The following is a 26,554-nucleotide window of genomic DNA, read 5'->3' on the forward strand; positions in this document are numbered from 1 at the left end:
GTGGCAGGTGCGCCTGAGGGTGGGCGTTCGGGGTTCGATCAGTCCAAGGCCGTCCGATCTGAGCGGGACCGGCCGTGGATTATCCGCACATATGCGGGGCATTCGAGCCCGGTGGAGAGCAATGCTTTGTACCGGCAGAATCTGGCGAAGGGGCAGACAGGGCTGTCGGTGGCGTTCGATCTACCGACCCAGACCGGGTATGATCCTGATCATGTTCTCGCCAGGGGCGAGATCGGGAAGGTGGGGGTGCCGATCGCGCATCTGGGTGACATGCGGGCGTTGTTCGATCGGATCCCGCTCGCACGGATGAACACGTCGATGACGATCAACGCGACGGCGATGTGGTTGTTCGCGCTGTACCAGGTCGTCGCGGAGGAGCAGGGCGCGCAGCCTGACGAGCTCACGGGTACGACGCAGAACGACATCATCAAGGAGTACCTGTCGCGGGGAACGTACGTGTTTCCGCCCGGGCCGTCGCTGCGACTGATCACCGATCTGATCGCCTACACCGTGGTCGAGGTCCCCCGGTGGAACCCGATCAACATTTGCAGCTATCACCTGCAGGAGGCCGGCGCGACACCGGTGCAGGAGATCGCCTATGCGATGTGCACGGTGATCGCGGTGCTGGACGCGGTCGTCGCGTCCGGCCAGGTGCCGCAGGACCGGATCGGCGAGGTGTGCGCCCGGATGTCGTTCTTCGTGAACGCCGGTGTGCGGTTCGTCGAGGAGATGTGCAAGATGCGCGCGTTCGGGGTGCTGTGGGACGGACTGTTGCGCACCAGGTACAAGGTGGTGGACCCTGCGCAGCGCCGGTTCAGGTACGGGGTACAGGTCAACTCCCTCGGACTGACCGAGGCGCAGCCGGAGAACAATGTCACCCGGATCGTACTCGAGGCCCTCGGCGTCACCCTGTCGAAGGGTGCCCGGTGCCGAGCGTTGCAGCTCCCGGCATGGAACGAGGCCTTGGGGCTGCCGCGGCCGTGGGACCAGCAGTGGTCGCTACGCATCCAGCAGATCCTCGCCTACGAGACCGACCTGCTGGAATACGAAGACCTCTTCGACGGCTCGGTCGTCGTAGAGAAACGGGTCGCCGAGCTGGTCGACGCCGCTACCGAGGAGATTGACCGGGTCCAGGCAATGGGTGGCGCGGTCGCGGCGGTTGAGAGCGGATACATGAAGTCCCAGCTGGTAAACTCCCAGGCTGCGCGGCGGGCACGGATCGAATCCGGGCAGGACACCGTGGTCGGCGTGAACCGGTACACCGAGACCGAACCGAACCCGCTATTGGCGGACCTAGACACGGCGGTGCAAACTGTCGACCCGGCCGTGGAGAGCGCCGCCGGGACCCGGATCGCCGCCTGGCGCGCCGGTCGGGACGCCACTGCAGTCGGTGAGGCTCTACTGAGGCTGCAGGCGGCTGCGAAGACCGACGCCAACCTGGTGCCTGCGACGCTAGCCTGCGCCCGAGCCGGAGTGACGACTGGAGAGTGGGCAGGGGTCTTACGCGAGGTGTTCGGAGAGTACCGGGCCCCGACCGGCGTGTCGGCCGCAGCCGCAACCGCGGGTGGCGCGGAACTGGCCGAAGTACGCGATCTCGTCGCCCGTACTAGCGATGCGCTCGGCCGGCGGCTCCGGCTACTCATCGGAAAACCGGGCCTGGATGGACACTCCAACGGAGCTGAGCAGATCGCCGTACGGGCCCGCGATGTCGGTTTCGAAGTCGTCTACCAGGGTATCCGGCTCACCCCAGCACAGATCGTCGCCGCCGCTGTCGAGGAAGACGTCCACCTGGTCGGCCTGTCCGTGCTCTCCGGATCGCACATGGATCTCATACCCGAAGTGCTCACCGGGCTTCGCACCGCCGGGCTGGGGGACGTGCCGGTCGTGGTCGGCGGGATCATCCCGACCAGCGACATACAGCAGCTGATCGCGATGGGAATAACGTCGGTCTACACACCCAAAGACTACGGCTTGACCAATATTATGTACGACATTGTTAATATCGTCCGCACCGCCCGCGGCCTCCACAGTGAGGTGCCACCTGTTTCTCGGATACCAGTGTAGGGGTCAACGCTATCTCGCTGCACCACCTGCGAGGCCAGGGCTCTTGGCCACCAACGGTGTCGCGCATCTTGCCGCCTGTCGGGAAGTGTCAGAATCACCTAAAGACTATGCTCCCATTCTCCCAGACCAGAACGACTAGTAAATGCGGTCGCGAAATTGGATAATGACAGGAAATTGCACCGGAACTCAGCGCAAGGTCGTCAGGAAATGCTTGAGGGAAGTCCGTCGACGCTGAACGTCACGATAGATCTGAAACAGAATTGTAGCACCGCCGCGATTGCCCTACCTGGACGGTCATCGCTATTACGGCTGACTGCGCTGATTCTTATTCTGTGTGGCTTGGTCGGACTGGCTGCGTGCACCGGTTCGGAGGACTCCGCCGGAGCGGCTACCTGCGCCGCACCGGGCATAACTGAGACCGAGATTAAGGCCGGCATTCTGTTCCCTGACACCGGGCCTTTTTCGCACAGCATGCATGCGTTCCGGGCGGGGATTGAGGCTCGTCTTGGTGAAGCGAACAGCGCAGGCGGCGTCAACGGGCGGAAGATTGTCGCCGTTTGGCGGGACGACGCCTCCACTCCCCAGCTGAATCTCACCGCGGCCCGCGAACTCATTCAGAAGGAAGAAGTCTTCGGCATCATGGAAGGACTGGGTGCGGTCTCCGGCTCAGCCCAGTACCTCGCAGATCTGGACGTACCGGTCATCGGACTAGGAGCCGAACCCGCCTGGGTGACCCACGAAAACATGTTTACATGGCATAATTATACACATTCGACCGGATCGTCGACCGTCTGGGGGGATTTTATCCGTAGTGCGGGGGGAACTCGGGCCGCCGTGGTGGACGTAGCGTTGAACGAAGCGGTACAAGAATACCATCGGCAGCTCGTTGAGAGTCTAAGGGTGGCCGGTGTCAGCGTGGACATAGACTCTGAAGTGACCGCCGAGACAACCGGCTTCGGGGCGTTGGCCAGACAGATGAAGGAGGCGAACATCGACGCCATTACCGGCGTCGTTACCCCGGACGTCCTCGCTCAGATCATCCCCGCGGTCCGTGCCGCCGGCGTGAACCTCAGGACGGTACTCCTCTCGCTCGGCTACGACCGGGATCTGCTAACACAATTCGGCCCAGTCTTAGCCGGCACGACAATCTACATCAGCTTCCTCCCGTTTGAGCTGAACACCCCCGCACATCAGCGGCTGCTCACCGCGATGGCTCACCACTCTTCGCAGAGCGAGGTGCCGGAGCAGGAAAGCGCCGTGTTCGGCTGGTTGTCCGCGGACCTATTTCTACGCGGGCTGCAAACCGCCGGCGCATGTCCGAACCGCCAGTCGTTCATCCAAGGCTTGCGCGCCGTGCACGACTACGACGGCGCCGGGCTACTCCCCGCGCCGGTGGATCTCGCAAAAGACCGGGACCAACTCGCCGACTGCTACTACTTCGTGCGTGTCAGCGACGACGGCAGACAATTCGTACCACTACAATCTGCAGCCCGTTGCGGTAGCCCGATCAACTGAACATTCAATAGATTGGTCAAGTGCGGTGCCCTGTAACTGACAATGCCACTTCCACCAACCGGATCCTGGCGATCGTCGGTGCGGCGGTTCCGGTTGTTCTGTCTGGTTGCCGGCACGATCGGAATGTGTGGCAGACATTGAGATGGTCGCGGGTAGCCGGCTGACGGACTAGATCTCTCGGGGGGTCCTGACATCGTTCGTTCCGCGTGATGCGGTCGACGAGGCGACAGGGAAGAACGCCCGGCGCAGCGACACGACGCTCACAGAGCAGGTCGTGGCCTACTTTGTGATGGGGCTCGCGCCGTTCCCCTATCCGCCGCGGGCGACGACTACGAGGTGAGGCGCCGGCCGGCTCGGCGCCAGGCTCACGGATCTCTACGTCGTGGGGCCGCGATGGGAGCGAACTCCAGGTGCCTGGCCGAAGCCCGCCAGCGGCACGGTTCCTCGCCGCTGGCCGAACTGTTTTGTCAGGTCGTGGCGCCGGTCGCGGACCTGGAAACAGCTGGTGCGTTTCTCAGACGGTGGGGACTAGGCCGTGTCCGGCCGATCATGGTGGTCGGAGCCAGAGCCGTAGGCCTGCGGCGGTGACGGTGCCGTGGAAGACGTAGGCGCGTTTGTCGTAGCGGGTGGCCACGGCCCGGTTCTGTTTCAGCAGGTTGATGCACCGCTCGACGGTGTTCCGTCGCTTGTACGCCTCGGCGTCGAATGACGGGGGACGCCCACCACGGGAGCCGCGGCGACGCCGGTTGGCTTGCTGGTCGGCCTTCTCCGGGATCGTCGCGGTGATACCCCGCCCGCGCAGGTAGGTCCGGTTCGCACGGCTGGAGTAGGCCTTGTCCGCCAGCACCCGGTCGGGTCGGGTCCTGGGCCGGCCAGGACCCGACCGGAGCATGTGGACCCGGTCCACGACCGCGGTGAACCGGGTGGAGTCAGCGACCTGGCCGGCGGTGATCAGCAGGCTGACCGGTCGGCGATACCCGTCGGCACCGAGGTGAATCTTGGTGGTGAACCCGCCGCGGCTACGGCCGAGTCCTTCATCGGGTGCATCGTTCACGGGCGCCTGGCTTTTCCCGGCACCCGGGGCCGCAGTCTCGGTGCCCCGGCCGCGTGTTGGTGGGCACGGCAGGTCGTGGAATCGACACTCAGTTCCCACCCGCCACCGGACCCGGTCGGCGGGTCGGTATCCCCGCCGCGGCGTAGTTCACCGGCCAGCCGGTCCCAGGTTCCGTCCGCTGACCAGCGGCGATGCCGCTCATACACGGTCTTCCACGGGCCGAACCGCTCCGGGAGATCCCGCCATGGCACCCCGGTACGGACCCGGAACAGGATGCCGTTCACGACCTGCCGGTGGTCCCGCCACCGGCCGCACCGCCCATTACTCACCGGCAGCAGCGGCGCCAACCGGTCCCATTCCTGCGCTGTCAGATCCCCCCGCCCCATAGGACGACCGTCCCGGCAAGAGATCCACATGTCCGGCCAACCAGATCACCGCCCACACCAGGACAACACCCACCAACCCATGATCGGCCGGACACGGCCTAGTGGCACCGACGGAATCGACCCGCGCGAGGAGACCGCCGCTGCCTTGGCCGGGCTTATCAGCAGCGGCGGGAACAGAACCCCCCGTGCCAGGTCAGAGCCCGAGCAGCCGGCCGCAGATCGACTCGATCGCGGCCGGCACGTCCGGGTTGTGCCGCAGGTGAGGGGTGCGGGCCGTGTCGTTGGCGACGGCGACTGCGGAATGTACGCGGATCCGGGCGGCGGTGGCCTCGAGCTCGGGGTACATGAGCTGGAGCAGGTGGACCCATTCGGTGAGGTAGTTGTGCTGGGCTCGACGGGCGGCGTGGCGTTCGACCTCAGGGAGGTGCTCGACCTCGGTGATCAGCAGCCCGATCAGGTCGTGGTGGACCTGAGAGAATCGGATGTAGGAGACGACCAGTCTGCGCAGCGCATCGGCTGCACCGCTCGAGGTTTGATAGATGGTGCTGACGTCCATCAACAGGGCGGCTGTGCCCCGCTGAAATGCGGTGCGCAGCATGTCCAGCTTGCTCGGGAAGTGGTTGTAGACGCTGGGGCCGGTGATTCCGACGGCGTTGCCGATGTCCTCCATGCCGACGCTGGCGAAGCCCTGGGCGGCGAACATCCGCACCGCCTGGGCGAGCAAAGCCTCCCGGCGTGACGCCGGCAGCAATACCGGTCCAACTGGTGGTGGCGACGGTGCGGCGAAGGCACTTGGCAGCGAGGTTTCCAGCACAAGGCCTGCAAGCTCGGCGAGCAGTTCGTCGTATGCGGGCCGGGGCATTTCAAGGTCGTGGAAGGACGGGCTCATCAGAACGGCAAGCGTCGCCCAGGTGACCAGGTCAGCGGTGCGGCGGTCGAGCTCAGGGCGGGCGGCGCGCACCCGGTCGGTGAGCCGGCGTCCGATCTCGCGGACCTCGGTGCGCACCCGAGCATAGTCGTTAAGCGAAAGGCGGCGGGCTTCTCGCTGCCAGAGCACGCCGAGGTGGCGTTCGTCGAGGCACAGGGCTGCGAGCTGGGCTGATGCCGTGGACTGGTCGGCGAGGTTGAGATTTTCGAGCAGTTGCCGCATCGGGGCCAGGCCTCCGATGATGACCTCGCGGAGTAGGTTCTGTTTGCTGGAGAAGTGTCGGTACAACGCGGACGGGCCGATCGCCACGGCCTCGGCGAGGTCGCTCATTCCGATCTGGTCGTAGCCGCGGCGGGCGAACAGGTCAGAGGCGGCGCCAAGGATCAGCGCCCGCCGGTTACGCGGACGGGTGCCACGCGGCGGCGCGAGCGCACGGTCCGGCACGTCAACCTCCTCAAGGTAGGTCGGCCCAGTCCCGGCGACCGGTCGAGGGTCTTTGCGGTGCCACTGTAGATCCGCAAGTCTGTCCAGGCTCGGGTACGCGACCATGTACCCGTAACCGCCGGTGCAACTGCGCGCGGGCGTCCGTCACGCGGCCCTACGGCTCGAAGCTCCTCCGCCTGGCTTTGGCCGTGTCGGCCGGGGACAGCCGGCAGGCGATCTGGCGGTCGACGTACTGCTGGGCGATGTCGATCTCAGTAGCCGACTCGATGAGCCAGTGCCGGGTGTTTCTGCGAGGTTCCACCGGGCTTGCCAGCGACACCTTCGAGAAGGTAGTCGACGGTCCAGCCGAACGCGGGACTTTGTGCTTTACATGACCGCGGACGTCGCGATTGACAATCGCTCCGCGGATGCTGCGGATCAGGCGGCGAGAATCCACCGCCTTTTGCTCGGCGATGTCCTGGGCATGCAGGCCAGCCGTTGTCGGATTGCGGCCCCTTTCTCGAAGCCGGGGTATCGTGTTTGAGGACCAGCCGCGGCAGCAGCCTCTGTGCGGGTTCCTCTGGTGCGCCCGCGCCGGAAGATCAGCGCCAACGGTGAGATTCTCGGTCACCTGGCTGGGGCGCCCCCGGCCCGGCCTGAGTGCGCGACGGGTGTAGAACTGGCTGCGGCGACCAGCCGTCGCAGGTGACGGCGGATCTCTTCACCGGGAACTCGAGCATGCCGCCTTCTTGAAGAGCGAATGTGGACAATGCGCGGCTACAGAGGGATCCGTATGCACGAGCACGCGGCGACTGAGCATCTGATCGTCAGGCTCGGAGCTTGTCGAGCGGCTCGCGGTCATCAACATGCCTGTTTGGCTGATGGCCTTGGTGAAGAGGAAGTCGACGGCGCTCCGTGGTGATAGTGATCGGCTCTCCCGCCTGCGCATCCGCGGTGTCGGTGTTGTTGGCCAGGCTCAGCCCGTCTTCTCGTAGAGAGTGACCACGGCGGCCCCGCCGAGGCCGATATTGTGCTGCAGCGCCAGATTCACGCCCTCCACTTGGCGCTTGTCGGCCTCGCCGCGCAACTGCCATACCAGCTCCGCGCACTGCGCCAACCCGGTCGCGCCCAGCGGATGTCCCTTGGACAGCAGCCCACCCGAAGGATTGGTCACCACGCGCCCGCCGTAGGTGTTGTCGCCGTCGGCGATGAACTTCTCCGCCGTGCCCTCCAGGGTCAGCCCCAGCGCCTCGTAGGACAACAGTTCGTTGACGGTGAAGCAGTCATGCAGTTCCACGACGTGGATGTCGCGTGGGTCCACCCCGGCCGCCTCATAGACCTGCCTAGCTGCGGACCTGGTCATGTCGTATCCGACTAGGTGCATCAGGTCCCCATCGAACGACGACGGGGTATCCGTGGTCATCGCCTGAGCGGCGATCGTCACGTCGGCCCGCAGCCCGTTGGCGCGCGCGAAATCCTCGGAGACGATCACCGCGGCAGCCGCGCCGCAGGTGGGAGGGCAGCACTGCAACCGGGTCAGCGGACCAAAGATCCGCGGTGAGGCAAGAACCTCATCCACAGTCAGCGGGTCGGTGAAGACCGCATACGGGTTGTGGGCTGCGTGCCTGCGAGACTTCACCGAGATCCGCGCAAACACCGTCGGGTCCATCCCGTACTTCTCACAGTAGGCTGCGCCCGCACCGCCAAAGTACCGCGGCGCGAAGGGCACCCCCTCGGCCTCGCCCTGCACCTTGGTAATCACCTCGTCGAACCGCCCGAAAGCGCTGGGTCGGTCGTCCCACTGCGTCCTCAGCGCACCGCGCTGCATCTGCTCGAATCCGAACGCCAGCACACAATCCGCCGCTCCGGAGGCCACCACCTGACGCGCCAGGAACAGAGCCGATGATCCAGTCGAGCAGTTGTTGTTCACGTTCAACACCGGCGCCCCGGTCATCCCTACCCGGTACAGCGCGTTCTGCCCGCTGGTCGAGTCGCCGTACACATAGCCGGCGTACGCCTGTTGGACTGAAGCGAGGACGATCCCCGCATCAGCCAGGGCCGCTTTTACCGCCCCTTCTGCCAGCACATCGTAGCTGTCGCTCCTGCTCGGCGTCGCGAACGGCACCATGCCGACACCCGCCACCACAACACGATCCCTCATCGGCGCTCCAATAGCTATCGACGGTTCACTTAATGAAGACGATCCCACTTCTACAGCAGCCGGGAGTACGTGTGTGATGTGTACCACACTTGTCGTGATTCACCAACGGCCATAGTGAAGGTGCGGGACGGGCGGGTCGGGAAGCGGCCGATCTACGCCGAGACCGGGGTCACCGCCGACCGGGAACGTGACCTGCTCGGCCTATGACCTGGCACCCGCGGTGATGGCGCGGTAGCGCCCGGTGCAACACGCCCCGGGACCGCTCGTACAGCGACATGCAGATCGCCTCGCGGGGTACGCGCATGGATGGATCATCCGGAAGTCGGCCTGCCGGCCGAGATCTACTCCGGGAACCAGCGCGTACGCAATAGCGTTTGCGTCCGCACCACGCTACTACCTGCCTGACGGGAGTGCCGACATCGGGTCGAAGGCTGGTTCCGCAGGCAACAATTCGGGTGCGCCCTGGGGCTCACCAGACGGCCATATACCCAAGTCAGATATTGCGCATACCGCAGCAAAGCGGACAGAAAACTTCCAGGATGACATTTCTCGGAGATTTCTGCACGGCGCCAACCTCGGCGTGTGATGCTACCTACGCGACGGCGCGATTCCACCGCAACCTCTGGAGGGAGATGTTGCGGCCGGTGCCTGCGACTCGCTGAGCCGAACAACGTGGACCGGGAAACGAAATATGTAAACTTAGCCGGTGATACCGTCCCCGTAGCCCATGGCTTCCCGAACACCCGGCCTCTGGTTCGGTTGGATAGACCGATAGAAGGGTGGCCAGCGAGGCGGCCAACGGTCGGGAAAAATCCGACTCGGCGGCACGCTATCCTTGCGCTCGGCTATTCGTAGGGATAATCCGGCACGGCCGGCTATCCCGATCTTTTGCGAGAAAAGCAGCCTACTCCATTCGGGAGAGGTTTTCCGCACAAGTATGAACGGAGTTCTCCATGCCGGATATTGATCTTGGGCTGGCGACGGACTGGGACGAGGGAGACACTCACGGCCGAATCAAACTGCGGCAGAACCAGCAGTACCCGACTTCCCCCAAGAAGGACGTGCTCATCAGCTCGCCGGTAAGCATCGAGCTCTCAGTTAATACTAACTACTCCACATCCCAAGAGGCCGACAAGATCTTCTTCACGACCCACCATGGCAGCCAGAAGAAGATCATCGCAGTACTGGACTCCAACGGAGACCTCTACATCGCCGGCCGCGTGATCGAAGGGCAGTCGAACCTGTCCTACCAGTAGTCCGGCAGCGCGGGGTGGTCCGGCGGCGCCTTCCCCGACGCGACGCGATGCCCACGCTCGACGGTCCGGCCACGGAGCCGGGCCGTCGAGGTCAGTGGCAATGCCCTGGTCGTAACAACTTTGACCGTCGGTGATGGCCGCTGTATCAGAACACCCAGTGCCGTGGACCCAATTGATCGGTTCGTGCCACTGATCCCTGGAGTGCCGCCAGTATTGCAACGGCCCTGCGAGCTCTTGGCAGGTCCGCAGGGCTGACTAAACTGAACGCATGTGCGACCTGTCGGGCCGCCGCCCGCGAGTCGCCGTCTGCCGGTCATGGCTGCGGCGCCTGCGCACTGAGCAGCCGGCCAAGGAGCGGTGGACCTGCACCGGACACTCAGTGTCGGCGTCCGCCACGACGGTGTCGCGAGGGTAGAGCGTCAAGGTGAGCAGTGCCGTCTCGGTGGCACGCCATCGTCGGTCGTTCTCGTCGTCGAAGTCCAGCTGAGGCCGCAGGGCCGCCGCGCAGCGCACTGTGTCCACGGTGGCCACTACCGACGTCTTGCCGGTCGCATGTGCAACCCCGGGATCGTACCGATCGCGACGGCGCATGGTCAGGCTTCTCACCAGCATCTTCTCTAACCTCGATCTTTCGCCAGGTGGCTGGGTCGGTTTGTCGGTCGTCCCGCCCCGTTTTTGATGTTGAGGTGTGTCGTCGGGGTGTGGCGGGGTGGCTCGCTGTCGCGCGGGCTGGAGCGCCGGTCCACGGCCGGGGGTGGTGCGAGGTCGTCGGGGCAGGGCAGGTCCGGGTGGCTATCCGGGGTCGGGTAGCGCGCGCAGTGTGGTCAGGGCCTGAAGGGCCAGCGCTGCCCATGGATGGTGCTCGGGCAGGTGGAGCACGGTGTGTCGTGCGTGACGGGCGATCCGTCCGGCGATGGTGAACAGCCTGTGCCGCAGGCGTTTCGGTTCCCACCGCCGGGCGGCGTGGCCGGCCAGGGCGAGCACCTGAGTCCAGGCGAGGAGGTCGAGTGCGAGGGAGACAACGGCGCACCAGACCCTGTTCTGGGCGAAGTCGTGTAGGGGCAGGTTCGTCAGGCCGGTGTCTTTGGCGGCGCGGATCCGGTCCTCGCAGCGGGCCCGGCGGCGGTGCCGTAGTTCCAGGTCGGCGAGCTGGCCGTGGGGGGTGTTGGTCGCGAACGCGGTGCAGCGGTTGCCGCCGGGGTCGACGATCCGGAGTTGGGCGCCTGGATGCGGGCGTTCGTTGCGCACGAGGACCCGCACGCCCGCAGGCCAGCTGGACAGGTCCATCAGCCCGGTGAGTTCGGCGACCCACGCGCCGTCGCGGGGCTGCCCGCCGGCGTTGTAGGCCGGTGTCCACGCCCCGGGCGGAACCTTCGCGATCGCCTCGGACGCGCTCTCGGGCAGGGTGAACCCGACCGAGTAGCTCAGCCGGCGGCGGTGCAGCCAGTCGAGGAACGCGTGCGTGCCGCCGCCGCTGTCGGTCCGGATCAGGACCGACCGGCCGCGACGCAGCCGCCGAGGTAGCCGGGCGAGTGCGACGGTGGCCAGGTGATGTGGTCGGCGCCGGTGTTCGCCCTGGCGTTCCCCGGTCGTAGCAGGACCGCCAGCGGCTCACCCGACCCGTCCGGGCCGTGGTCGGCGAACGCCCACAGCGGGTGGAACCCGAACCCTGGAGTTGACCTGTTCCTGTTCACACCTGGGCTCTTTGGGATAATGATCCCGGGGAGGAGTGCAGGTGCCGAGATCAAAACTGCCATACACCGAGGAGTTCCGCCGGCAGATGGTGGAACTGGTTCGAGCTGGGCGGATACCCGAGGAACTAGTGTCTTGTGATTCCGTTTCTTTTACGTTGACGGGTCGCCAGATAGAATGATCTTGTGGAGTTGGGGGATGCGGAACGGGCGGAACTGTCCGCGCTGATCAACAGTCGGGATGTTCCGGCGAACGTGGGTACACGGGCGCGGATCGTGCTGTGGCATGCGGAGAACACGCCGAAGGCGCGGATCGCCCAGCTGGCGGGGGTATCGCGACCCACGGTGGATCTGTGGCTGAGCCGGTACGAACGGGACGGGGTGGCCGGTCTGGTCGACCGGCCGCGAGGAGCCCCGCGGGAGCAGGTCCCCGCCGCGGTACGGACCCGGATCGTGGCGTTGACCCGCACGACCCCACCCGCGGAGACCGGACTGTCGCACTGGTCGAGCCGGGAGATGGCCCGCTACATCGGCCACACCGGACCGGTGCCGGTGTCCTGGCACTACGTGGCGAAGGTATGGAGGGAAGAAGGGCTGCGCCCGCATCAGTCCGGCACGTTCAAACTGTCCCGGGATCCGGACTTCGCGGTCAAGGTCGCCGACATCGTCGGGCTCTACCTCGAACCACCCGGCGGCGCGGTCGTGCTCTGCATCGACGAGAAGACACAGGTCGAGGCACTGGACCGCACCCAACCCCTACTCCCGATCAGTTTCGGACGCACCGAGAAACGGTAGGTGTCAAGTCAACTGAGACAGTTGATCGTTGGTCGGTTGGCTTGGAAGTGGCTGGTTGATCCACACGGTCTCGGGTAGCCGGGGCGGCCGTGGCCTGCGAGCGAACCGTTCAGGGTGCGCCGCGCGGGCGCGGTCGAGGATGGCCTGCCGGTGGGCCTGGACCTGCTCGGCGGTCCCGAAGTGGACCGAGGCGGGGGTGTGGAACCCGATCCCGGAGTGGCGATGGTCGTGGTTGTAGGCGGTGAAGAACCCCTCGCAGAAGGCACGGGCATCAGCCAACGACCCGAACCGGTCAGGGAAGTCGTAGCTGTACTTGAGAGTCTTGAACTGCGCCTCGGAATAGGGATTGTCATTCGAGGTCCGTGGCCGTGAATGAGACCGGTGGACACCGAGCTCGACGAGAAGGTCGGAGACCTGTTTTGAGACCATCGCTCCACCACGGTCCGCGTGGATCGCCCGCGGCGCGGCCCCGTTCCGGTTGATGGCGTCGGTGAGGAAGTCCTTCGCGACCACTGCGTCCTCGGCGGCGGCGACAAGCCAGCCGGTCACATACCGGGAGTAGATATCGAGGATGACGTACAACTTGTACCAGACACCCTTGGCCGGTCCTTTCAACGCGGTGATGTCCCACGTCCAGATCTCGTCCGGTCCGGTCGCGGACAGCTCCGGGCGGACCCGGGCCGGATGGGTCGCCTGCGCGCGGCGTTCCCGGGTCTGACCGGCCGCGCGGGCGATCCGGTACATCGTGGACAGCGAGCACCAGTACCGGCCGGCGTCCAGCTCCCGGGCCCAGACCTGCGGGATCGCCAGATCCTGGTACTCCGCCCGAGCCAGCACCGCCAGCACCTGGGCGCGTTCGGTGTCGCTCAACGCCGCCGGTGGCGGCTTCCTCGCCGGCCACGGGCCGTGCAGCCGGCCACCAGGAGCTGTATGACGGTAATGCGTCGCCCTCGACCTGCCCGTATATGCGCAGGCCCGTTTCACCGGCACCCCCGCGGCACGGAGCTCGTCGAAAGCACCGTTCAGGGTCTGGTCTACGGCTTCTCGGTGTCCGTGCTCTCGGAGATCTGTTCCAAGAGCACGCGCGCTTTTCCCATGATATCCAGCGCGGTTTCAGTCGTTGCGAGCTTCGCTTTCAGTCGTTCGTTCTCCCTGCGCAGCTTCTCCAGCTCGATCTGCTCCGCTGATTTTCCCGGCTTCTTCTCCGGAGAACGAGCCGCGCCACCGGATCCACCCAGCGCTCCCGCGTCCCGGGCCCGGGTCCACTCCACCACGTGTGAGGAGAACAAGCCCTCCCGGCGCAGGATCGCGCCTTTCTCTCCGTGTGGGGCGTTCTCGTACTCGGCGATGATCCGCAGCTTGTATGCCGTGCTGAACACCCGCCGCGACGGCCGCGGCGCTGGATCACGCCGCGACGGAGGACCGCCCGGACGTTCCTGCGACTCTGACTCCACGGGCACAAGGATCTCCGATCACGCCCTCTGTAGCCAACCCGCACCCAGCGGGTGTCTCACCCGAGACTGACACAGAGGGAAACGCACCCACGACTACGTCCGCCACGGCACCACGAACCTGTTCGCCGCCCTCAACACAGGCACCGGGGAAGTCCTCGGCGCCTGCCACCCCCGCCGGGACGGCGCCGCGTTCCTGACATTCCTGAAAGCCGCGGTCGCCCCGCACGACGGCCGGGAGATCCACGTCATCCTGGACAACCTGTCGACCCACACCACTCCCGAGCGTGAAGACCTGGCTGGACGCGAACCCGCACGTCCACTTCCACTTCACCCCGGTCGGTTCGTCCTGGATCAACCAGATCGTGCGACACGAGGTCGCATGAGAACAGTGGTACTCGTTGAGGAGGTTCGACTGATGTCTGCACGTCGACCGGGAGCCACAAAGCCCGCACGAGTGGGAACAGTGGCTCGCGGCCACCCGCACGGCGCCCGCAAACGCACACTGATCGCCTGGGGCGCGGGCACACCGGACGAACGCGTCGCAACCCGCCTCATACACGCCCGTTGCCACCGCCGCACCCTCGACGATGGCATTCGGGCAGCGCTTCTGCCCGCCTGCAAGCCCACAGGGCTCGCTTGAGCCGGTTGCCTGGAAAGCGGGCACGGCCGGTTCTGAGGGGGCCCCCGGCGCAGCAATGCGCCGGGGCTACCCGACGAGACCTGGTTCGGGATCATCACCCGCCAGGCAATCCGCCGCGGCACCTTCCCCTCCGTCCATGCCCTGACCCGCCAGATCCGCGACTACATCACCCACTGGAACAGCAACGCCCAGCCGTTCACCTGGACCGCCACCGCCGACGAGATCCTCGCCAAGGTCCGTCTCACCCAGACCAGCATCCGCAAACTCGTCGACAACAACCGAAACCGCAAGCGATAAGCAAACAGAATCACGGGACACTAGTGGACGGCGGCCGGGCTTCCGGTCATGCTCGGTTGCGTCTGAGCCTCCGTGAAGGTGCCGCGCACGACGACGACCGGGCAGGGCGCGTTACGCACGCAGTATGACGCGACCGATCCAAGACGCATACCGGGAAAATCGCGCCCGTGGCCGCCGACAACGAGCAGGTCCGCGTCCTCGGCAGTCCTGGTCAACGCCAGCGCGGGACGCTCGGGAACCAGGTACTTCTCTATGTGCACAGCGGGCACGTTCACCAACGCCTCGTCCACGGTCCGCTCCAACGCCCGCCGTGCGTCCTCCATGTAGTCGCCCTCGGTGTAGGTGCGCGTCACCAGGATCGTCGCAGGGACCTGCCATCCCGTCACGATGTCGATTATCGCGCCTGTGGCCTGGGCCTGTGGCACTGCCCAGCGCAGGGCGGCCACGCTCGGCGCCTTCCCGTCCGCGCCCACCACGATCCGTGGATGCGATCGCTGCTCGCCCACGACCCGCTCCTTCCTGTCCCCGTCCCGCCCGCCGCCTCGGAAGACCCTGCGGCGGGCGGCGTCTTCCACCGCCGATCCCGTCATACCCGCAGGGACAGTCCCCACGACCCGAAGTCCCCACTGCGCGAACCTGACCCGCGCCTTGGCAACGACCCCCGGTCCCGGGAGGTCCAAGCCCTGAACGTCATGAACGACCTGGTCGGGCCGCCGCCCGCGGGTCGCCTTGACAAGGCCACACCAGTGAGAAAGGGGCAACATGGCGGAGAACCCGAACCCGCGGAGCGGACACCCGGAACCAACCCGCCGAGCCCGTCGCGCCGCGTTCCGCGGCCACCATCGGCCCCAGACGCGCCGTAAACGTCCGAACCCGCCCCACGTAACCACGGGGCGGGATAGCGGACCGGCCACCGTCAGCCGATGCGTACCGCTCTACGAATATCCCATTTATACCCCCGGCGCCGCCGTGGGGATCTCCGCCAGCACCACCGCGGTGCTCGCCCTGTTCAACGGCCCGACCCGCGCCGTGCTCATCGCGGCGGTGGCCACCTCGACGCTGGTAGGTGCGGGTGCTGTCGTCGTCATCGGCCGGCTGGCCCGAGCAGCACGGTGAGATCCTCAGCCCGATAGGGGGTCGTCGCGTCGCCGGGGCCCGGCAGTGTCAGCGGCTCGTCGCGGCCGGCGAGATGGTCCCGTACTCGGCGGATGACCTGCGGGTCGTCTTCCACGAGGTAGGTCTCGGTCGTGGCCAGGTGAGCGTGTCCGAGGATCGTCTGCACGTCGCGCAGTGACAACCGAGCATCACGGATCATGCGCAGGGCGCAGGTATGCCGCAGGTCGTGCATGCTCCAGTTCGTGCCCAGCAGGCCGTTCGCGCGGCGCAGCACCGCCCGCAGCGCCTCGTAGCTCAACGGCACGCGACCGGGCGGGCCGCCGTCCCGGGCGCGACGGCGCAGCGTCTGCCAGACCGGCGTGTCAGCACCCAGTCGGCCGATCTCCTCCACGTGCAGGCGCAGCCACACGAACGCCTCCGGGCTGGCCGGCAGTCACTGCGGCGCCCGTGTCCCCTTGCGCCGGACCTGGATCAGCTGGTCGCCTCAGTCCAGATCGATACCGCGCATTCCCAGCAGTGCCCCGGCGCGAGCGCCGGTGCTGACCGCCAACGCCAGGATCGCGCGGTCACGGTCCGAACGCATCGCCGTGAACAGCTGCTCCCACCGCTCGTCCAGCATCGCCCGCGGCCGGCGTTTCGGTGCCGGCGGGTTATAACGCAGCCGCCCCTCCGGCCGGAACGACTCCAACGGGTTGTGATGCGTATGAGGACGCCGGCCCCGCCCCCGAGCCAGGAGCACCGGATTGACCAGCGGCCCTTCGCCCCGCTCGATCCAGAACGCATAAAACGACCGCACGACCGCGTTCGAAGCCGAATCGTGGCCACGATATAGCTGTCGGCCTGGAACCGTTTGCGGGTGATCGGGTTCACCGTTCCTGCCGTCATCGCGGAATCGGTTCGCGGCAATCGACGCCGCTTCCTGGTCCGCTGCAACCACAGCACGAAATCCCGCGCCTCCGCCGGACACGCCTTCGACCATTCCACCTCCACCGCCCGCAGGAACCGCTACCAACGCAGCAACGCAAACGCATAGCTGCGCACCGTAGCGGCCGAACATCCCTGCACTACCAGGTCACGCAGGAATCGTCGGACCGGCTCGACCGGCCGGTCCGCCTCGTCCACCACACAGAACGGTTCGACACCCGCCAGCGGGACCACCCGACCCCACTCCGGCAGATCGATCAGATCAATCACACGATCACAATTATCGGACATCCGCACGCAGTCCTCTCACTCGGAACTGGGTGACAGTTACCGACGGGCCACCACCCGCCGCCTACGACACGCTGATCGTCAGCCCAGTAGTCCGGTCAACGGTTCTGCTCGGAACCCGCCACCTCGCGCTACACCACGGATTCGGCAGCCTTCAGCGATCCGCCTGCCGCCTGCTCGTCTTCGCCAGCCTCGTCGACGCCGTTGACAGACAGCGACCGGAGCGGGCGCACTGACCAAGCGAGAAATGCCGATCGCGTCGAGCCGGGACTGCAACTGGTCGTCGCAGTGGCGGCGGCCCTCTCCGGCGTGCCAGAACTGTGGGGCCCTGTGGCTCTGGGCGAGGGCCGAGGCCGGGGTCCTACGATTCGGGGCATGTCGCCGGTCTCGCGTGGGCGTAAGCCGAAGAAGTCGCCGAAGCGGCCATCTGGACGGCCGGGTGCCGCTCTGGCGTCCCCAGGCGTGCCGTGGTCTGGTTCGCCAGCGGCGGTACTCGCCGACCTGCTGGGCGGTCCGCGAGAGGAACCGGAGTGGTTCGGGCCGGCGGTCGCGGCGGTTGTCGGCGGCAGTGAGGCGGTCCTGGCCGCGGAGAGCCCCCGCGCGCTGGAGGAGGCTACGGTCGCGCTGGTCGGCGCACAGGTCCGCCGAGCGGTGCGGGAGCACGGGCGGGGTCTGCGGTTCGACTGGTGGTACGCGAAGGTCTCCGAGGCGCTCGCGGCAGAGGTCCGCGAAGACCTCGACCGCGGTGGGGACAACTGGGTCGGTCCGTGGCGACTGCTGCACGGCCTGGCCGCTATTGGCACGCCGGCGCTTGCGTCCGCCCCGACGGGTTCGATCAGGAAGCTGTCCGCGGCCGTCGCCCGGGCGGGTGGCGCCAGCCAGCCGCCGTGGCTACGACTGGTGCCCAGAGTCGCGCCGGGCGAGGTCTGGCTGCTGCGGGACGCGTACGGAAGCCGGTTCGGGATCATCGCGGGCCTCTCGTCCGACAAGAGCGACCCGGTGGTGTTCCTCCTCGACATCGACGCCTGCGGGCCCGTCACCGTCCTCAACGCCGGCACATATGCCGACGTGTCCGAGTCCGCCGCGGCCTGGCGGTCGTTCGCGGGGGTGTCAGCCGACGGCGCGCGACCGCGGCGGGTCGAGACAGCCGACGAGGTGGCGGTGCTGGCGTACGCCGACTATGACGACAACATCCTGCACGGCGGGGAGTCCGATTCGGCACTGGACAACTGGTTCCGTGCCAACCGTCGTCTGCGTGATCTGTCAGACCATTTCCGGCGCCGTGGCACGCCACTGCCCCGGCCCCGGAGCCTCTACCGTGATCTCGACACGGAGCCGTTGATCGAGGACTTCACCGCCTGGTACGTAGACCAGCACGACGCCAAGCCGGACACGGAAGCAGTCGCCGCGATCGCCTACGAGTGGATCGAGGGCGCGCTCCCCGGGACCTGGAACGCCGTCTCGCCGCACCGCGTCCGTCATCTGCGCGCCGTGATGAGCGACTGGATCGACGACCGCGTCACCGCCGCGGCGCACACCCTGATCCCCGACTGGGTCCGCTGGCACACCGAGCAGTCCGACCTCCCCGAGCAGCTACGCGTTCTATCGTTCGCCGCCACCGACGGCAGCCACGACCGCCCGGATCTGGCAGCCCCCTGCGCGCCCTGACACCTCGGCGCCCGCGACGCCAGCCATCAGACCCGCGGCCCGTGACGAGACGCTCCCGTCACGGTGTCGCTGATCAGGGGTCAAGCTCGCCGGGTGGGGCCGGGAGTTCTGTCGCACCCCTCGCCTACCATCAGATCTGATTTTCGGGGGTGGTGGTGGACACGTCAGTGGACGGCTCGCTCGACTACGACACCGTTGACCTGTTGCGTCGGCATGCGGCGTGGCGGCTGCTGCGGGCCGATCACGCCCCACTCGTCGTCAGCTTCCTGGCCCGGGTGTTCGTGGCGGAGAATGTGCGGGAGATCGCGGCGTCGGCGTTGGTCGACCGGCTCGACGACACTCTGTATGCGCTCAATCAGCGGTTGGGCGCCGGTACCTATCCGCGGGCCGCCAAGGCGTACTTGGACGACTGGTCGGCGACCGAGCACGGCTGGCTTCGGCGGTTCTACCCGCCTGGCTCGGACGAGCCGCATTTCGACGCCACGCCGGCACTCGAGCAGGCCGTGTCGTTCCTGTCCAGCCTGCGTTCCAGGGCGTTCGTCGGCACGGAGTCGCGGCTGAACACGCTGTTCGACCTGCTGCGCCAGATGGCGTTGGGTACCGAGACCGACCCCGAACGGCGGCTCACGGAGCTGCGGCTGCGCCGCGACGCGCTCGACCGGGAGATCGAGCGGGTCAGCCGAGGCGAGCTCGACATGCTCGACCCCTCCGCCCAGCGGGACCGGTTCCAGCAGTTCGGCGACATGGCACGTGAGCTGCTGGCGGACTTCCGCCAGGTCGAGACGAACTTCCGCGAGCTCGATCGGGCCCTGCGGGTCCAGATCGCCTCCTTCAACGGCGCGAAGGGCGAGCTGCTCGACGAGGTGCTCAGCAGCCGGGGCAGCATCACCGACTCGGACCAGGGCAGGAGCTTCGGCGCGTTCTACGACTTCCTGCTCTCGGCTGACCGGCAGGCGGAGTTCAAGGCGCTGCTCGACCAGGTTCTGGGACTGGACGCACTCGCCGGAGCCGACGAGCGGCTGCGCGACATCCACTACGACTGGCTGGCGGCGGGTGAACGCACCCAGGCGACCGTCCGGTTGCTGTCCGCGCAGCTGCGCCGGTTCCTGGACGACCGGGTCTGGCTGGAGAACCGCCGAATCGGGGAAATCCTTCGTGGCATCGAGGCGCACGCCCTCCAACTGCGCGACGCCGCCGGGCCGCTGCCGGGAGCCGAACTGGAGGAGACCGCGCCCCGGCTCGTGCTGCCGATGGAACGACGGCTGTACACGCCGAAACGCCGGACCGCGGTCGACAGCGACGGCATCACGGCCGGAGAAGGTGACTTCGAGTCCGACGCGCTCTATGAGCAGGTCTACGTCGACCCGGCGGAGCTGGGCGGGGCGGTGCGCGACGCGCTGACCAGCCGACCGCGGGTCACGCTGACCTCGTTGGTCGCCGACCGGCCGCTGCGGCGGGGGCTCGCCGAGCTGGTCACGTATCTATCGCTCAGCGGCGACGGATTCACCGTGGTCTTTGATGAGGACAACACGGACGAGCTGAGCTGGGACGACGACGATGGCACCCGCGTCGCCACCGTGCCCAGGGTGACCTTCGTCCGCGCTGGATTCGCCGCCGTGGCCCCCGACGCGAACGATGACGGTGAGGAGCGCAGGGATGACTGACGCCGCGTCTGCTCGTGGTTCCGCGCGGGGCGCGGCACCGCGCGCCGAGCTGGATCTTCCTCTGGTCCTGACCAGCCTGATGAAGGGTCCCGTCTACCGGGACCAGCACGACAAGGTGTGGCGTCACCTGCTCGGTCTGCGGGCCCAGGTGAGCGACTACGTCGACGTCATCGGACTGCAGGTCATCGTCGACGAGGCCGAGGGCTATGCCTTTCTGCGCTCGCGGCCGGACGACGAGGCGCAGGACGGGCCGCCCCGGCTGATCGCGCGGCGGGCGCTGTCGTTCCCCGTCAGTCTGCTGCTGGCTCTGCTGCGCAAGCGGCTCGCCGAGTTCGACACCGACAACGCCGACACCAGGCTCGTGCTCGCGCGCGCCGACGTCGTCGAGATGATGCGCATGTTCCTGCCGGCGGGGCGCAACGAGGCCCGGCTCGTCGACGAGATCGACACTCACCTCGGGAAGGCCGTCGACCTAGGATTCCTGCGCAAGCTGCCGGGCTCCGAGGAGACCTTCGAGGTGCGCCGGATTCTGAAGGCGTTCGTGGACGCGCAGTGGCTTTCTGGATTCGACGAGGGCCTCGCCCGGTACGCGGCGTCGCTGGCCGGCCCCACCGAGGAGACCGCGTGACGACGCGACCAGCGGCTCCAGCCGAGGAGACCGAGCCCGCGCCTGGCCGTGTCGGATTCCGGCTCGACCGGCTGGAAGTCCTCAACTGGGGGACGTTTCACCAGCGGGTCTGGACGCTGCGGGTCGGTGGCGACAACGCGCTGCTCACCGGCGACATCGGCTCCGGTAAGTCGACGATCGTCGACGCGGTCACCACGCTTCTGCTGCCCGCCCAGCGGATCTCCTACAATCGGGCCGCCGGCGCCGAGGCTCGCGAGCGCACGCTGCGCTCCTACGTCGAGGGCCACTACAAGTCCGAGCGCAACGAGTCCACCGGTGGATCCCGCCCGGTCGGGCTGCGCACCGACGGGACGACATACTCGGTGCTGCTCGGGGTGTTTGTCAACGAGGCCGTGGACGCCACCGTCAGCCTCGCGCAGGTGTTCTGGCAGGCAGCCGACGAGCCGGGGCAGCCAAGGCGGTTCTTCGTCACGGCCGGACGCCACCTTACGCTCGCGGCCGACTTCGGCGACTTCGGCGCGGACATCACCGCGCTCAAACGCCGGCTGCGAAAATCCGGCGCGGAGGTCAACGACGAGTTCCCGGCCTACGGTCGGACCTTTCGCCGGCTGCTCGGCATCGAGTCCGACCAGGCGATGGAGCTGTTCCACCAGACCGTGTCGATGAAGTCGGTCGGCGACCTGAACGAGTTCGTCCGGTCGCACATGCTGGAGAAGCAGGACGTCCAGCGGCGGATCGACGAGGTGGTGGCCCACTTCGAAGATCTGACCAGGGCGCACACCGCCGTCCGGCGCGCACGCGACCAGCTGGCGATGCTCACCCCGCTACTCGCCGACTGCGACGAGTACGACGCCCTTGGAGAGCGGGAGCAGGCGCTGGGCGCCGAGGCCGGCGCCGTGCGCTACTTCGTCGCCGACAGGACCGCGACGTTCCTACGTGGTGAGCTGGCGCAGCTGGGCGTCCGGATCACGGCGGGCCGTGGCGAGGCCGCCCGGTTGGACCAGCAGGTCACCACTTTGCGTGACGAGGACGTCCGGCTGCAACTGCAGCGCGCGGGCCTCGGCGGTGGCCGGCTCGGCGAGATCGAGAAGGACCTGGAACGCGCGGGCAGGGAACGCGCCCAGCGAGCGGCCAAGGCCGAGATCTTCGAGGGTCGACTCGCGACGCTCGGCCTGGCGGCCGTCGTCGACGAGGCTCGGTTCGACGAGCGCCGCCGCGAGTTTGCCGCCCTGGCCAGCCGGCTCGCCGAGGAGCGCGGCACGCTCGAAACGCGTCGTTCCGAGCTGGACGTCCAGCTCGCGGCCCGCCGGGCGGAGTCGGATCTGCTGGGTGAGGAGATCGCCAGCCTTCGGCAGCGTCGCAGCAACATCCCGGCGCAGAGCCTGGACCTGCGTCGCCGGTTGTGCGCCGAGACCGGGCTTGACGCCGGCGACCTTCCGTTCGCGGCCGAGCTGATCCAGGTCTCGTCCGAGCACCGTGCCTGGGAGGGCGCGGCCGAGCGGCTGCTGCGCGGCTTCGGCCTGTCTCTCCTCGTGCCGGAGCGGCACTACCGGGCGGCATCGGAGTGGATCGACCGCAACCATCTGCGAGCGCGGCTGATCTACTTCCGCATCCCGCAGGCGCCGCCGCCGCGGCAGCAGCAGTTCACCGGCGGCGACGTGCTGCTCGTCGACCGCCTCGACCTGAAGGCGGATTCGCCGTTCCTCCCGTGGCTGCGCCGCGAGCTGGAGGTCCGCGCCGACTACGCCTGCGTCGACAGCCTCGACGACTTCCGCCGGGCGACGAAGGCGGTCACCCGCGCCGGGCAGATCAAGCACACCGGCGGCCGCCATGAGAAGGACGACCGGTGGCGGGTCGACGACCGGACGAAGTACGTCCTGGGATGGAGCAACGAGCAGAAGATCGCCGCGATCATCGCCCGCGCGACGCAGGTCCAGACGGACCTGACCGCGATAGCCGGGCGTCGCGAGAAGCTCACCAAGGACATCGCCGCGCTCGGCCGCCAGGAGCTCGATCTGAGCCTGCTCGGCGAGACCCGGGCATGGCTCGAGATCGACTGGCGTTCGGCCGCCGCCGAACTCGACGCGTTGCGGGCGGAGAAAGCCCAGCTCGTCGCCGCGTCCGCGGAGCTCGCCGCGATCGACCACCGGCTCGAGAGGGTCCGGCGCGACCTCGCGGCGGCGGTGCGGGACGGCGACGCGATGCGCGAGCGCGTCGGCGGTCTCACGACGCGCCAGTCCAACGCCGAGACCGAGTTCGCCCGGTCCGAGGCGCTGACCGCGTTACCCGCGTACGCGCTGGCATGCGCCAGCTTCGCCAGCCTCGGCGAGCGGCTTCCGACGCCGCCGCCGACGACTCCCCTCGACTGGGCCGACGCCGGGCGCGACCTCGACGACGCGATCCGGACGGAGTCCCGGCAGGTGGCGGAGCGGCGCGCGCGGGCCGGGCAACGGGTCGTGGCGAAGATGGGGAGATTCCGCCAGGGGTACCCGCTGGAGACCGTGGAGCTGGATGCGTCGGTGGCCGCCATCGGTGGGTACCGCGAGCTGCACACCCGGCTGATCCGTGATGATCTGCCCCGCTTCGAGCAGGAGTTCAAGAACTACCTGAACACCAACACGATCCGCGACATCGCGATGTTCCAGGCCAAGCTGCTCGAGCAGCGCGAACAGATCCGTACACGGGCCGAGATCATCAACGCGTCGCTGACGTCCATCGAGTACAACGCGGGTACCTTCATCCGCCTCGAGCTCGAAGACACCCCGAATATGGAGGTTCGGCAGTTCCGCGCAGACCTGCGCGCGTGTACCGAAGGCTCGCTCGGATCCGGGGGCGAGTCGGACCAGTACTCCGAGGAGAAGTTCCTTCAGGTCAGCCGGATCGTCGAGCGGCTGCGCGGCAGAGAGGGCCAGACCGACGCCGACCGGGTCTGGACCCGCCGGGTCACCGACGTCCGCAACTGGTTCGTCTTCTCCGCGTCGGAACGCTCGGCGGCCGACGACACCGAGCGCGAGCACTACAGCGACTCCGGCGGCAAGTCCGGCGGCCAGAAGGAGAAGCTCGCCTACACAATCCTCGCCGCCTCACTGGCCTACCAGTTCAGGCTCGACTCCGGCCCGCGGACATTCCGGTTCGTCGTCATCGACGAGGCGTTCGGCCGCGGCTCCGACGGGTCGACCCGGTTCGCCCTGGGCCTGTTCGCGCGGCTCGGACTGCAGCTGCTGATCGTCACACCCTTGCAGAAGATCCACGTCATCGAGCAGTACGTCTCGTCCGTCGGCTTCGTCGACAACCAGTCGGGCAGCTACTCCCGCCTGCAGAACCTGACCGTCGTGGAGTATCGGGCGCGCCGCGCGCACCGGCTCGCGGCTGAACTCGTGACCGTCCGGTGACCCGGAGACGGGCGGTCGGATGGACGACGCTCGCCGACGTACGCACACATCTGCGCCGCCGCTGGGACGACGGACAACTGCTCGCCGCATGGGCCGCGGGCCAGCCGTTCCATCCGGTTGACGTGACTCTGCGTGGGCCGGTGGGCCGCGACCTCACCGACCGGTTCGACGAGGTCCGCGCCTGGCGCCAGGAATGGCTCGCCGTGGTGGACCGCTCGGCTGACCTGCAGCTCGTGATGAAATCGGTCGGCCGTCGCAGCATCGGCGCGAACGAGCTACCCGCCCGGCTTGTCGTCGACGGCGGCTGGGAAGCGCTCTGGCGGCTTCTCCAGGTGACCGCCGAGGTGCGCCGGTTCACCCAGCTCCGGGACTCGGTTCCGACGGGCGCACACGCGGCGATGCTCGTGAACTGGATGAACGCCCATCCCCTGCGAGTGCTCGCGCATCAGCCGGACGCCGAGTGGACGCGAGTTCTCGCGACGGTGCGCTGGCTGGTCAGCGAGCGAGGCCACAGCCGGTACCTGCGACAGGTTCCCGTGCCGGGCGTCGACACCAAGTTCATCGAGACCCACCGGGCGGTGCTCGCCGACCTTCTCGACGTTGTTCTTCCCGCCGACACGATCGACCAGACGGTTCCGAAAGCGCAGTTCGCCCGGCGGTACGGCTTCCGGATACCACCGCTCTACGTCCGATTCCGAACACTCGGCGCGACCCCGCCCCGGCTGCCAGGTGTCCCCGAAATGACCGTGCGGCTCGACAGTCTCGAAGCCGCCGCAGCCGACGTCGGCACCGTGTTCGTCCTGGAGAACGAAATCACCTACCTGGCGTTCCCAGCCGTGCCCGACGCGATCGCGGTCTTCGGCGGCGGTTATGGTTTCACGGCCTTCGCCGCGCTCCCCTGGCTTTCCGCCCGCCGCGTCTACTACTGGGGCGACCTCGACACCCACGGTTTCGCGATCCTCGACCGGCTGCGCGCCACGGCCCCCACCGTCGAGTCGTTCCTCATGGACCGCGCCACGCTGCTGGCCCATCCCGAGCAGTGGGTTCGTGAACCCACCCAGGCCCGCGGCCCCCTTTCCCACCTCACCCCGGCGGAGGCCGCCCTGCACGACGACCTCGTCGCGGGCACCTACGGCGCCGCGATCCGACTCGAGCAGGAACGCGTCGGATTCCCCCACCTCGAGGCCAGCCTTACCCGCCTGCTGAGCTGAGCTCAGGCTCCCGGCCCTGGTGCCGCCGTCGCGGTCCACCCCACGCCGCACCACGCGCTGTAACTTCTGCGGACCCAGCACGGCTTTCGACTGGCTCTCGCCGACATCTCGCCCGGAGGACGCGAGTGCTGACGTCCTTGCCCCGGTCTCCTTCGACCGCCAAGCGTGCTTAACGCACCGAGATCAGCGGCCAGTGAACCTGGATTCACGACCTCAAGGCTCCGTCGCGGCACGGCGTGCCACGGGGTGCTACGCTGTCAAAGTGAGTAGTCCTGAGATCACGCAGCGGGACCTGCGGTCAAGGTCGCGGGAGATCATGGACGCTGTCGAGCATGGGCAGACATTCACGGTCACGCGGGATGGCCATCAGATCGGGCAGCTCGTCCCGATCCGGCGTCGACGCCGGTTCATCTCTCGGCAGGAGTTCGCCGCGATGTCGCGCAACGCCCCTGCGGTTGATCCTGATGCGTTCCGCTCCGACCAGGAGGCGGCGGCTGACCACGAGGCGACGAGCGCCTATGACCACTGAGCCCGTCCGGCAGGGCCTGTTGGACACCAACATCCTTATACTGCGCGGCTGGGTCAGCGTTGCTGAGCTTCCAGACGAGATGGCGATCAGCGTGGTGACGCTCGCGGAGCTGTCCGCCGGGCCGCACCAGGTCCGCCGCAACGACGAGCAGGACCTGTACGACGAGCATGAGGAACGCGCCCGGCGGATGGACATCCTCCAGCGCGTTGAGAACGAGTTCGACCCGATCCCGTTCGACGCCGAGACCGCGCGGGTCTACGGCCGGGCGTCCGCGGCTGTCGTCGCTGCGGGTCGCAAGCCGCGGCGCCGGATCGCGGACCTGATGATTGCCGCCACGGCGATCGCGGAGGGTCTTCCGCTGTTTACCACCAACCCCGACGACTACGCCGGTTTGGAAAGGCTCCTGCGCGTGGTCCCAGTCACCAGGCCGCCTTTGCCCCACGATAAGAAGCCCTGATCCAGCCAGGGGT

Annotated in this window: 22 protein-coding genes and 3 pseudogenes; 14 read left to right on the plus strand and 11 right to left on the minus strand. The window is 67.5% G+C overall.

All coding sequences use genetic code 11. The features are described from left to right. Together ACG83_RS38010 and ACG83_RS38015 are read left to right on the plus strand one after the other, a co-directional pair. The gene (locus ACG83_RS38010) at positions 1-2,064 is read left to right on the plus strand and encodes a protein meaA (RefSeq protein WP_054571139.1); all 2,064 of its coding nucleotides are present in this window, start codon (positions 1-3) and stop codon (positions 2,062-2,064) included. Between the two features lie 207 nt (positions 2,065-2,271). Next, positions 2,272-3,579, plus strand: coding sequence for an ABC transporter substrate-binding protein (locus ACG83_RS38015; protein WP_083473905.1), 1,308 nt, complete (start codon positions 2,272-2,274; stop codon positions 3,577-3,579). A gap of 547 nt (positions 3,580-4,126) precedes the next feature. On the opposite strand, the gene ACG83_RS38020 is transcribed toward ACG83_RS38015, so the two are convergent. The 4 genes from ACG83_RS38020 to ACG83_RS38035 form a co-directional block, all read right to left on the minus strand. Then, positions 4,127-5,019, minus strand: a protein-coding gene (locus ACG83_RS38020) for an IS5 family transposase (protein WP_226931207.1) whose coding sequence is annotated in 2 segments (ribosomal slippage) — positions 4,127-4,650 and positions 4,650-5,019 — 894 coding nt in all. Because the reading frame shifts where the segments join, the coding sequence is not laid out codon by codon here. Positions 5,020-5,212: 193 nt separating this feature from the next. Continuing rightward, positions 5,213-6,391: a TetR/AcrR family transcriptional regulator gene (locus tag ACG83_RS38030; protein WP_054571098.1), complete on the minus strand. Its 1,179-nt coding sequence runs from the start codon at positions 6,389-6,391 to the stop codon at positions 5,213-5,215. Between the two features lie 154 nt (positions 6,392-6,545). Beyond that, positions 6,546-7,001: a hypothetical protein gene (locus ACG83_RS44875; RefSeq protein ID WP_131799550.1), complete on the minus strand. Its 456-nt coding sequence runs from the start codon at positions 6,999-7,001 to the stop codon at positions 6,546-6,548. Between the two features lie 345 nt (positions 7,002-7,346). Then, the gene (locus tag ACG83_RS38035; RefSeq protein WP_054571099.1) at positions 7,347-8,531 is read right to left on the minus strand and encodes a lipid-transfer protein; all 1,185 of its coding nucleotides are present in this window, start codon (positions 8,529-8,531) and stop codon (positions 7,347-7,349) included. A gap of 953 nt (positions 8,532-9,484) precedes the next feature. Here ACG83_RS38035 and ACG83_RS38040 point away from each other — a divergent pair. Then, the gene (locus ACG83_RS38040) at positions 9,485-9,787 is read left to right on the plus strand and encodes a DUF6342 family protein (RefSeq protein ID WP_054571100.1); all 303 of its coding nucleotides are present in this window, start codon (positions 9,485-9,487) and stop codon (positions 9,785-9,787) included. Between the two features lie 792 nt (positions 9,788-10,579). Here the strand turns inward: ACG83_RS38040 and ACG83_RS43300 are convergent. Then, a pseudogene (locus ACG83_RS43300) lies at positions 10,580-11,457 on the minus strand (IS1380 family transposase); the annotation flags it as partial. A gap of 207 nt (positions 11,458-11,664) precedes the next feature. Between ACG83_RS43300 and ACG83_RS38060 the strand changes: the two are divergent. Continuing rightward, positions 11,665-12,270: pseudogene (locus tag ACG83_RS38060) on the plus strand (IS630 family transposase); the annotation flags it as partial. Between the two features lie 6 nt (positions 12,271-12,276). On the opposite strand, the gene ACG83_RS38065 reads toward ACG83_RS38060, so the two are convergent. Both ACG83_RS38065 and ACG83_RS38070 read right to left on the minus strand, forming a co-directional pair. After that, complete coding sequence (locus tag ACG83_RS38065; protein WP_235498446.1) at positions 12,277-13,263, minus strand: IS3 family transposase; 987 nt, start codon at positions 13,261-13,263, stop codon at positions 12,277-12,279. A gap of 44 nt (positions 13,264-13,307) precedes the next feature. After that, positions 13,308-13,652 (minus strand): hypothetical protein, encoded by a 345-nt coding sequence (locus tag ACG83_RS38070; RefSeq protein WP_091283117.1) that lies wholly within the window; start codon positions 13,650-13,652, stop codon positions 13,308-13,310. Positions 13,653-13,806: 154 nt separating this feature from the next. Between ACG83_RS38070 and ACG83_RS48230 the strand changes: the two are divergent. Beyond that, positions 13,807-14,089, plus strand: a pseudogene (locus tag ACG83_RS48230) (transposase); the annotation flags it as partial. A gap of 595 nt (positions 14,090-14,684) precedes the next feature. On the opposite strand, the gene ACG83_RS38075 reads toward ACG83_RS48230, so the two are convergent. Beyond that, complete coding sequence (locus ACG83_RS38075) at positions 14,685-15,170, minus strand: universal stress protein (RefSeq protein WP_063793346.1); 486 nt, start codon at positions 15,168-15,170, stop codon at positions 14,685-14,687. A 463-nt stretch (positions 15,171-15,633) separates the two neighbouring features. Here ACG83_RS38075 and ACG83_RS45650 point away from each other — a divergent pair, with 463 nt between their 5' ends. After that, complete coding sequence (locus ACG83_RS45650; protein ID WP_161934845.1) at positions 15,634-15,780, plus strand: hypothetical protein; 147 nt, start codon at positions 15,634-15,636, stop codon at positions 15,778-15,780. On the opposite strand, the gene ACG83_RS47320 is transcribed toward ACG83_RS45650, so the two are convergent. The 3 genes from ACG83_RS47320 to ACG83_RS47330 form a co-directional block, all read right to left on the minus strand. Beyond that, on the minus strand, positions 15,749-16,189 hold the full coding sequence (locus ACG83_RS47320; protein ID WP_235498447.1) for a site-specific integrase: 441 nt from the start codon (positions 16,187-16,189) through the stop codon (positions 15,749-15,751). The genes ACG83_RS45650 and ACG83_RS47320 overlap by 32 nt on opposite strands. Before the next feature lie 75 nt (positions 16,190-16,264). After that, positions 16,265-16,759, minus strand: coding sequence for a hypothetical protein (locus ACG83_RS47325; RefSeq protein WP_226931203.1), 495 nt, complete (start codon positions 16,757-16,759; stop codon positions 16,265-16,267). Between the two features lie 26 nt (positions 16,760-16,785). Continuing rightward, positions 16,786-16,974, minus strand: coding sequence for a hypothetical protein (locus ACG83_RS47330; protein WP_226931202.1), 189 nt, complete (start codon positions 16,972-16,974; stop codon positions 16,786-16,788). Between the two features lie 50 nt (positions 16,975-17,024). On the opposite strand from ACG83_RS47330, the gene ACG83_RS44900 reads away from it, so the two are divergent. The 8 genes from ACG83_RS44900 (at position 17,025) to ACG83_RS38115 (ending at position 26,541) form a co-directional block, all read left to right on the plus strand. Further along, positions 17,025-17,228, plus strand: coding sequence for a hypothetical protein (locus tag ACG83_RS44900; protein WP_131799548.1), 204 nt, complete (start codon positions 17,025-17,027; stop codon positions 17,226-17,228). A 226-nt stretch (positions 17,229-17,454) separates the two neighbouring features. Further along, a complete protein-coding gene (locus tag ACG83_RS38085; protein ID WP_054571106.1) occupies positions 17,455-18,660 on the plus strand; it encodes a hypothetical protein in 1,206 nt (401 codons plus the stop codon). Between the two features lie 155 nt (positions 18,661-18,815). After that, complete coding sequence (locus tag ACG83_RS38090; protein WP_235498448.1) at positions 18,816-20,324, plus strand: DUF3375 domain-containing protein; 1,509 nt, start codon at positions 18,816-18,818, stop codon at positions 20,322-20,324. Continuing rightward, positions 20,317-20,952 carry a DUF4194 domain-containing protein gene (locus tag ACG83_RS38095; RefSeq protein ID WP_054571107.1) on the plus strand — a complete coding sequence of 212 codons (636 nt, stop codon included), beginning with the start codon at positions 20,317-20,319 and terminating at the stop codon, positions 20,950-20,952. Before ACG83_RS38090 ends, ACG83_RS38095 begins: the two co-directional genes overlap by 8 nt. Further along, positions 20,949-24,344 carry an ATP-binding protein gene (locus ACG83_RS38100; RefSeq protein ID WP_054571108.1) on the plus strand — a complete coding sequence of 1,132 codons (3,396 nt, stop codon included), beginning with the start codon at positions 20,949-20,951 and terminating at the stop codon, positions 24,342-24,344. Before ACG83_RS38095 ends, ACG83_RS38100 begins: the two co-directional genes overlap by 4 nt. After that, positions 24,341-25,555 carry a Wadjet anti-phage system protein JetD domain-containing protein gene (locus tag ACG83_RS38105; RefSeq protein ID WP_054571109.1) on the plus strand — a complete coding sequence of 405 codons (1,215 nt, stop codon included), beginning with the start codon at positions 24,341-24,343 and terminating at the stop codon, positions 25,553-25,555. Before ACG83_RS38100 ends, ACG83_RS38105 begins: the two co-directional genes overlap by 4 nt. Before the next feature lie 316 nt (positions 25,556-25,871). Next, complete coding sequence (locus ACG83_RS38110) at positions 25,872-26,084, plus strand: hypothetical protein (protein WP_054571110.1); 213 nt, start codon at positions 25,872-25,874, stop codon at positions 26,082-26,084. Continuing rightward, the gene (locus ACG83_RS38115; protein ID WP_054571111.1) at positions 26,074-26,541 is read left to right on the plus strand and encodes a type II toxin-antitoxin system VapC family toxin; all 468 of its coding nucleotides are present in this window, start codon (positions 26,074-26,076) and stop codon (positions 26,539-26,541) included. The genes ACG83_RS38110 and ACG83_RS38115 overlap by 11 nt, the downstream gene beginning before the upstream one ends. Positions 26,542-26,554: the final 13 nt, after the last annotated feature.

The sequence above is a fragment of the Frankia sp. R43 genome (assembly GCF_001306465.1).
GTDB lineage: Bacteria > Actinomycetota > Actinomycetes > Frankiales > Frankiaceae > Parafrankia > Parafrankia irregularis.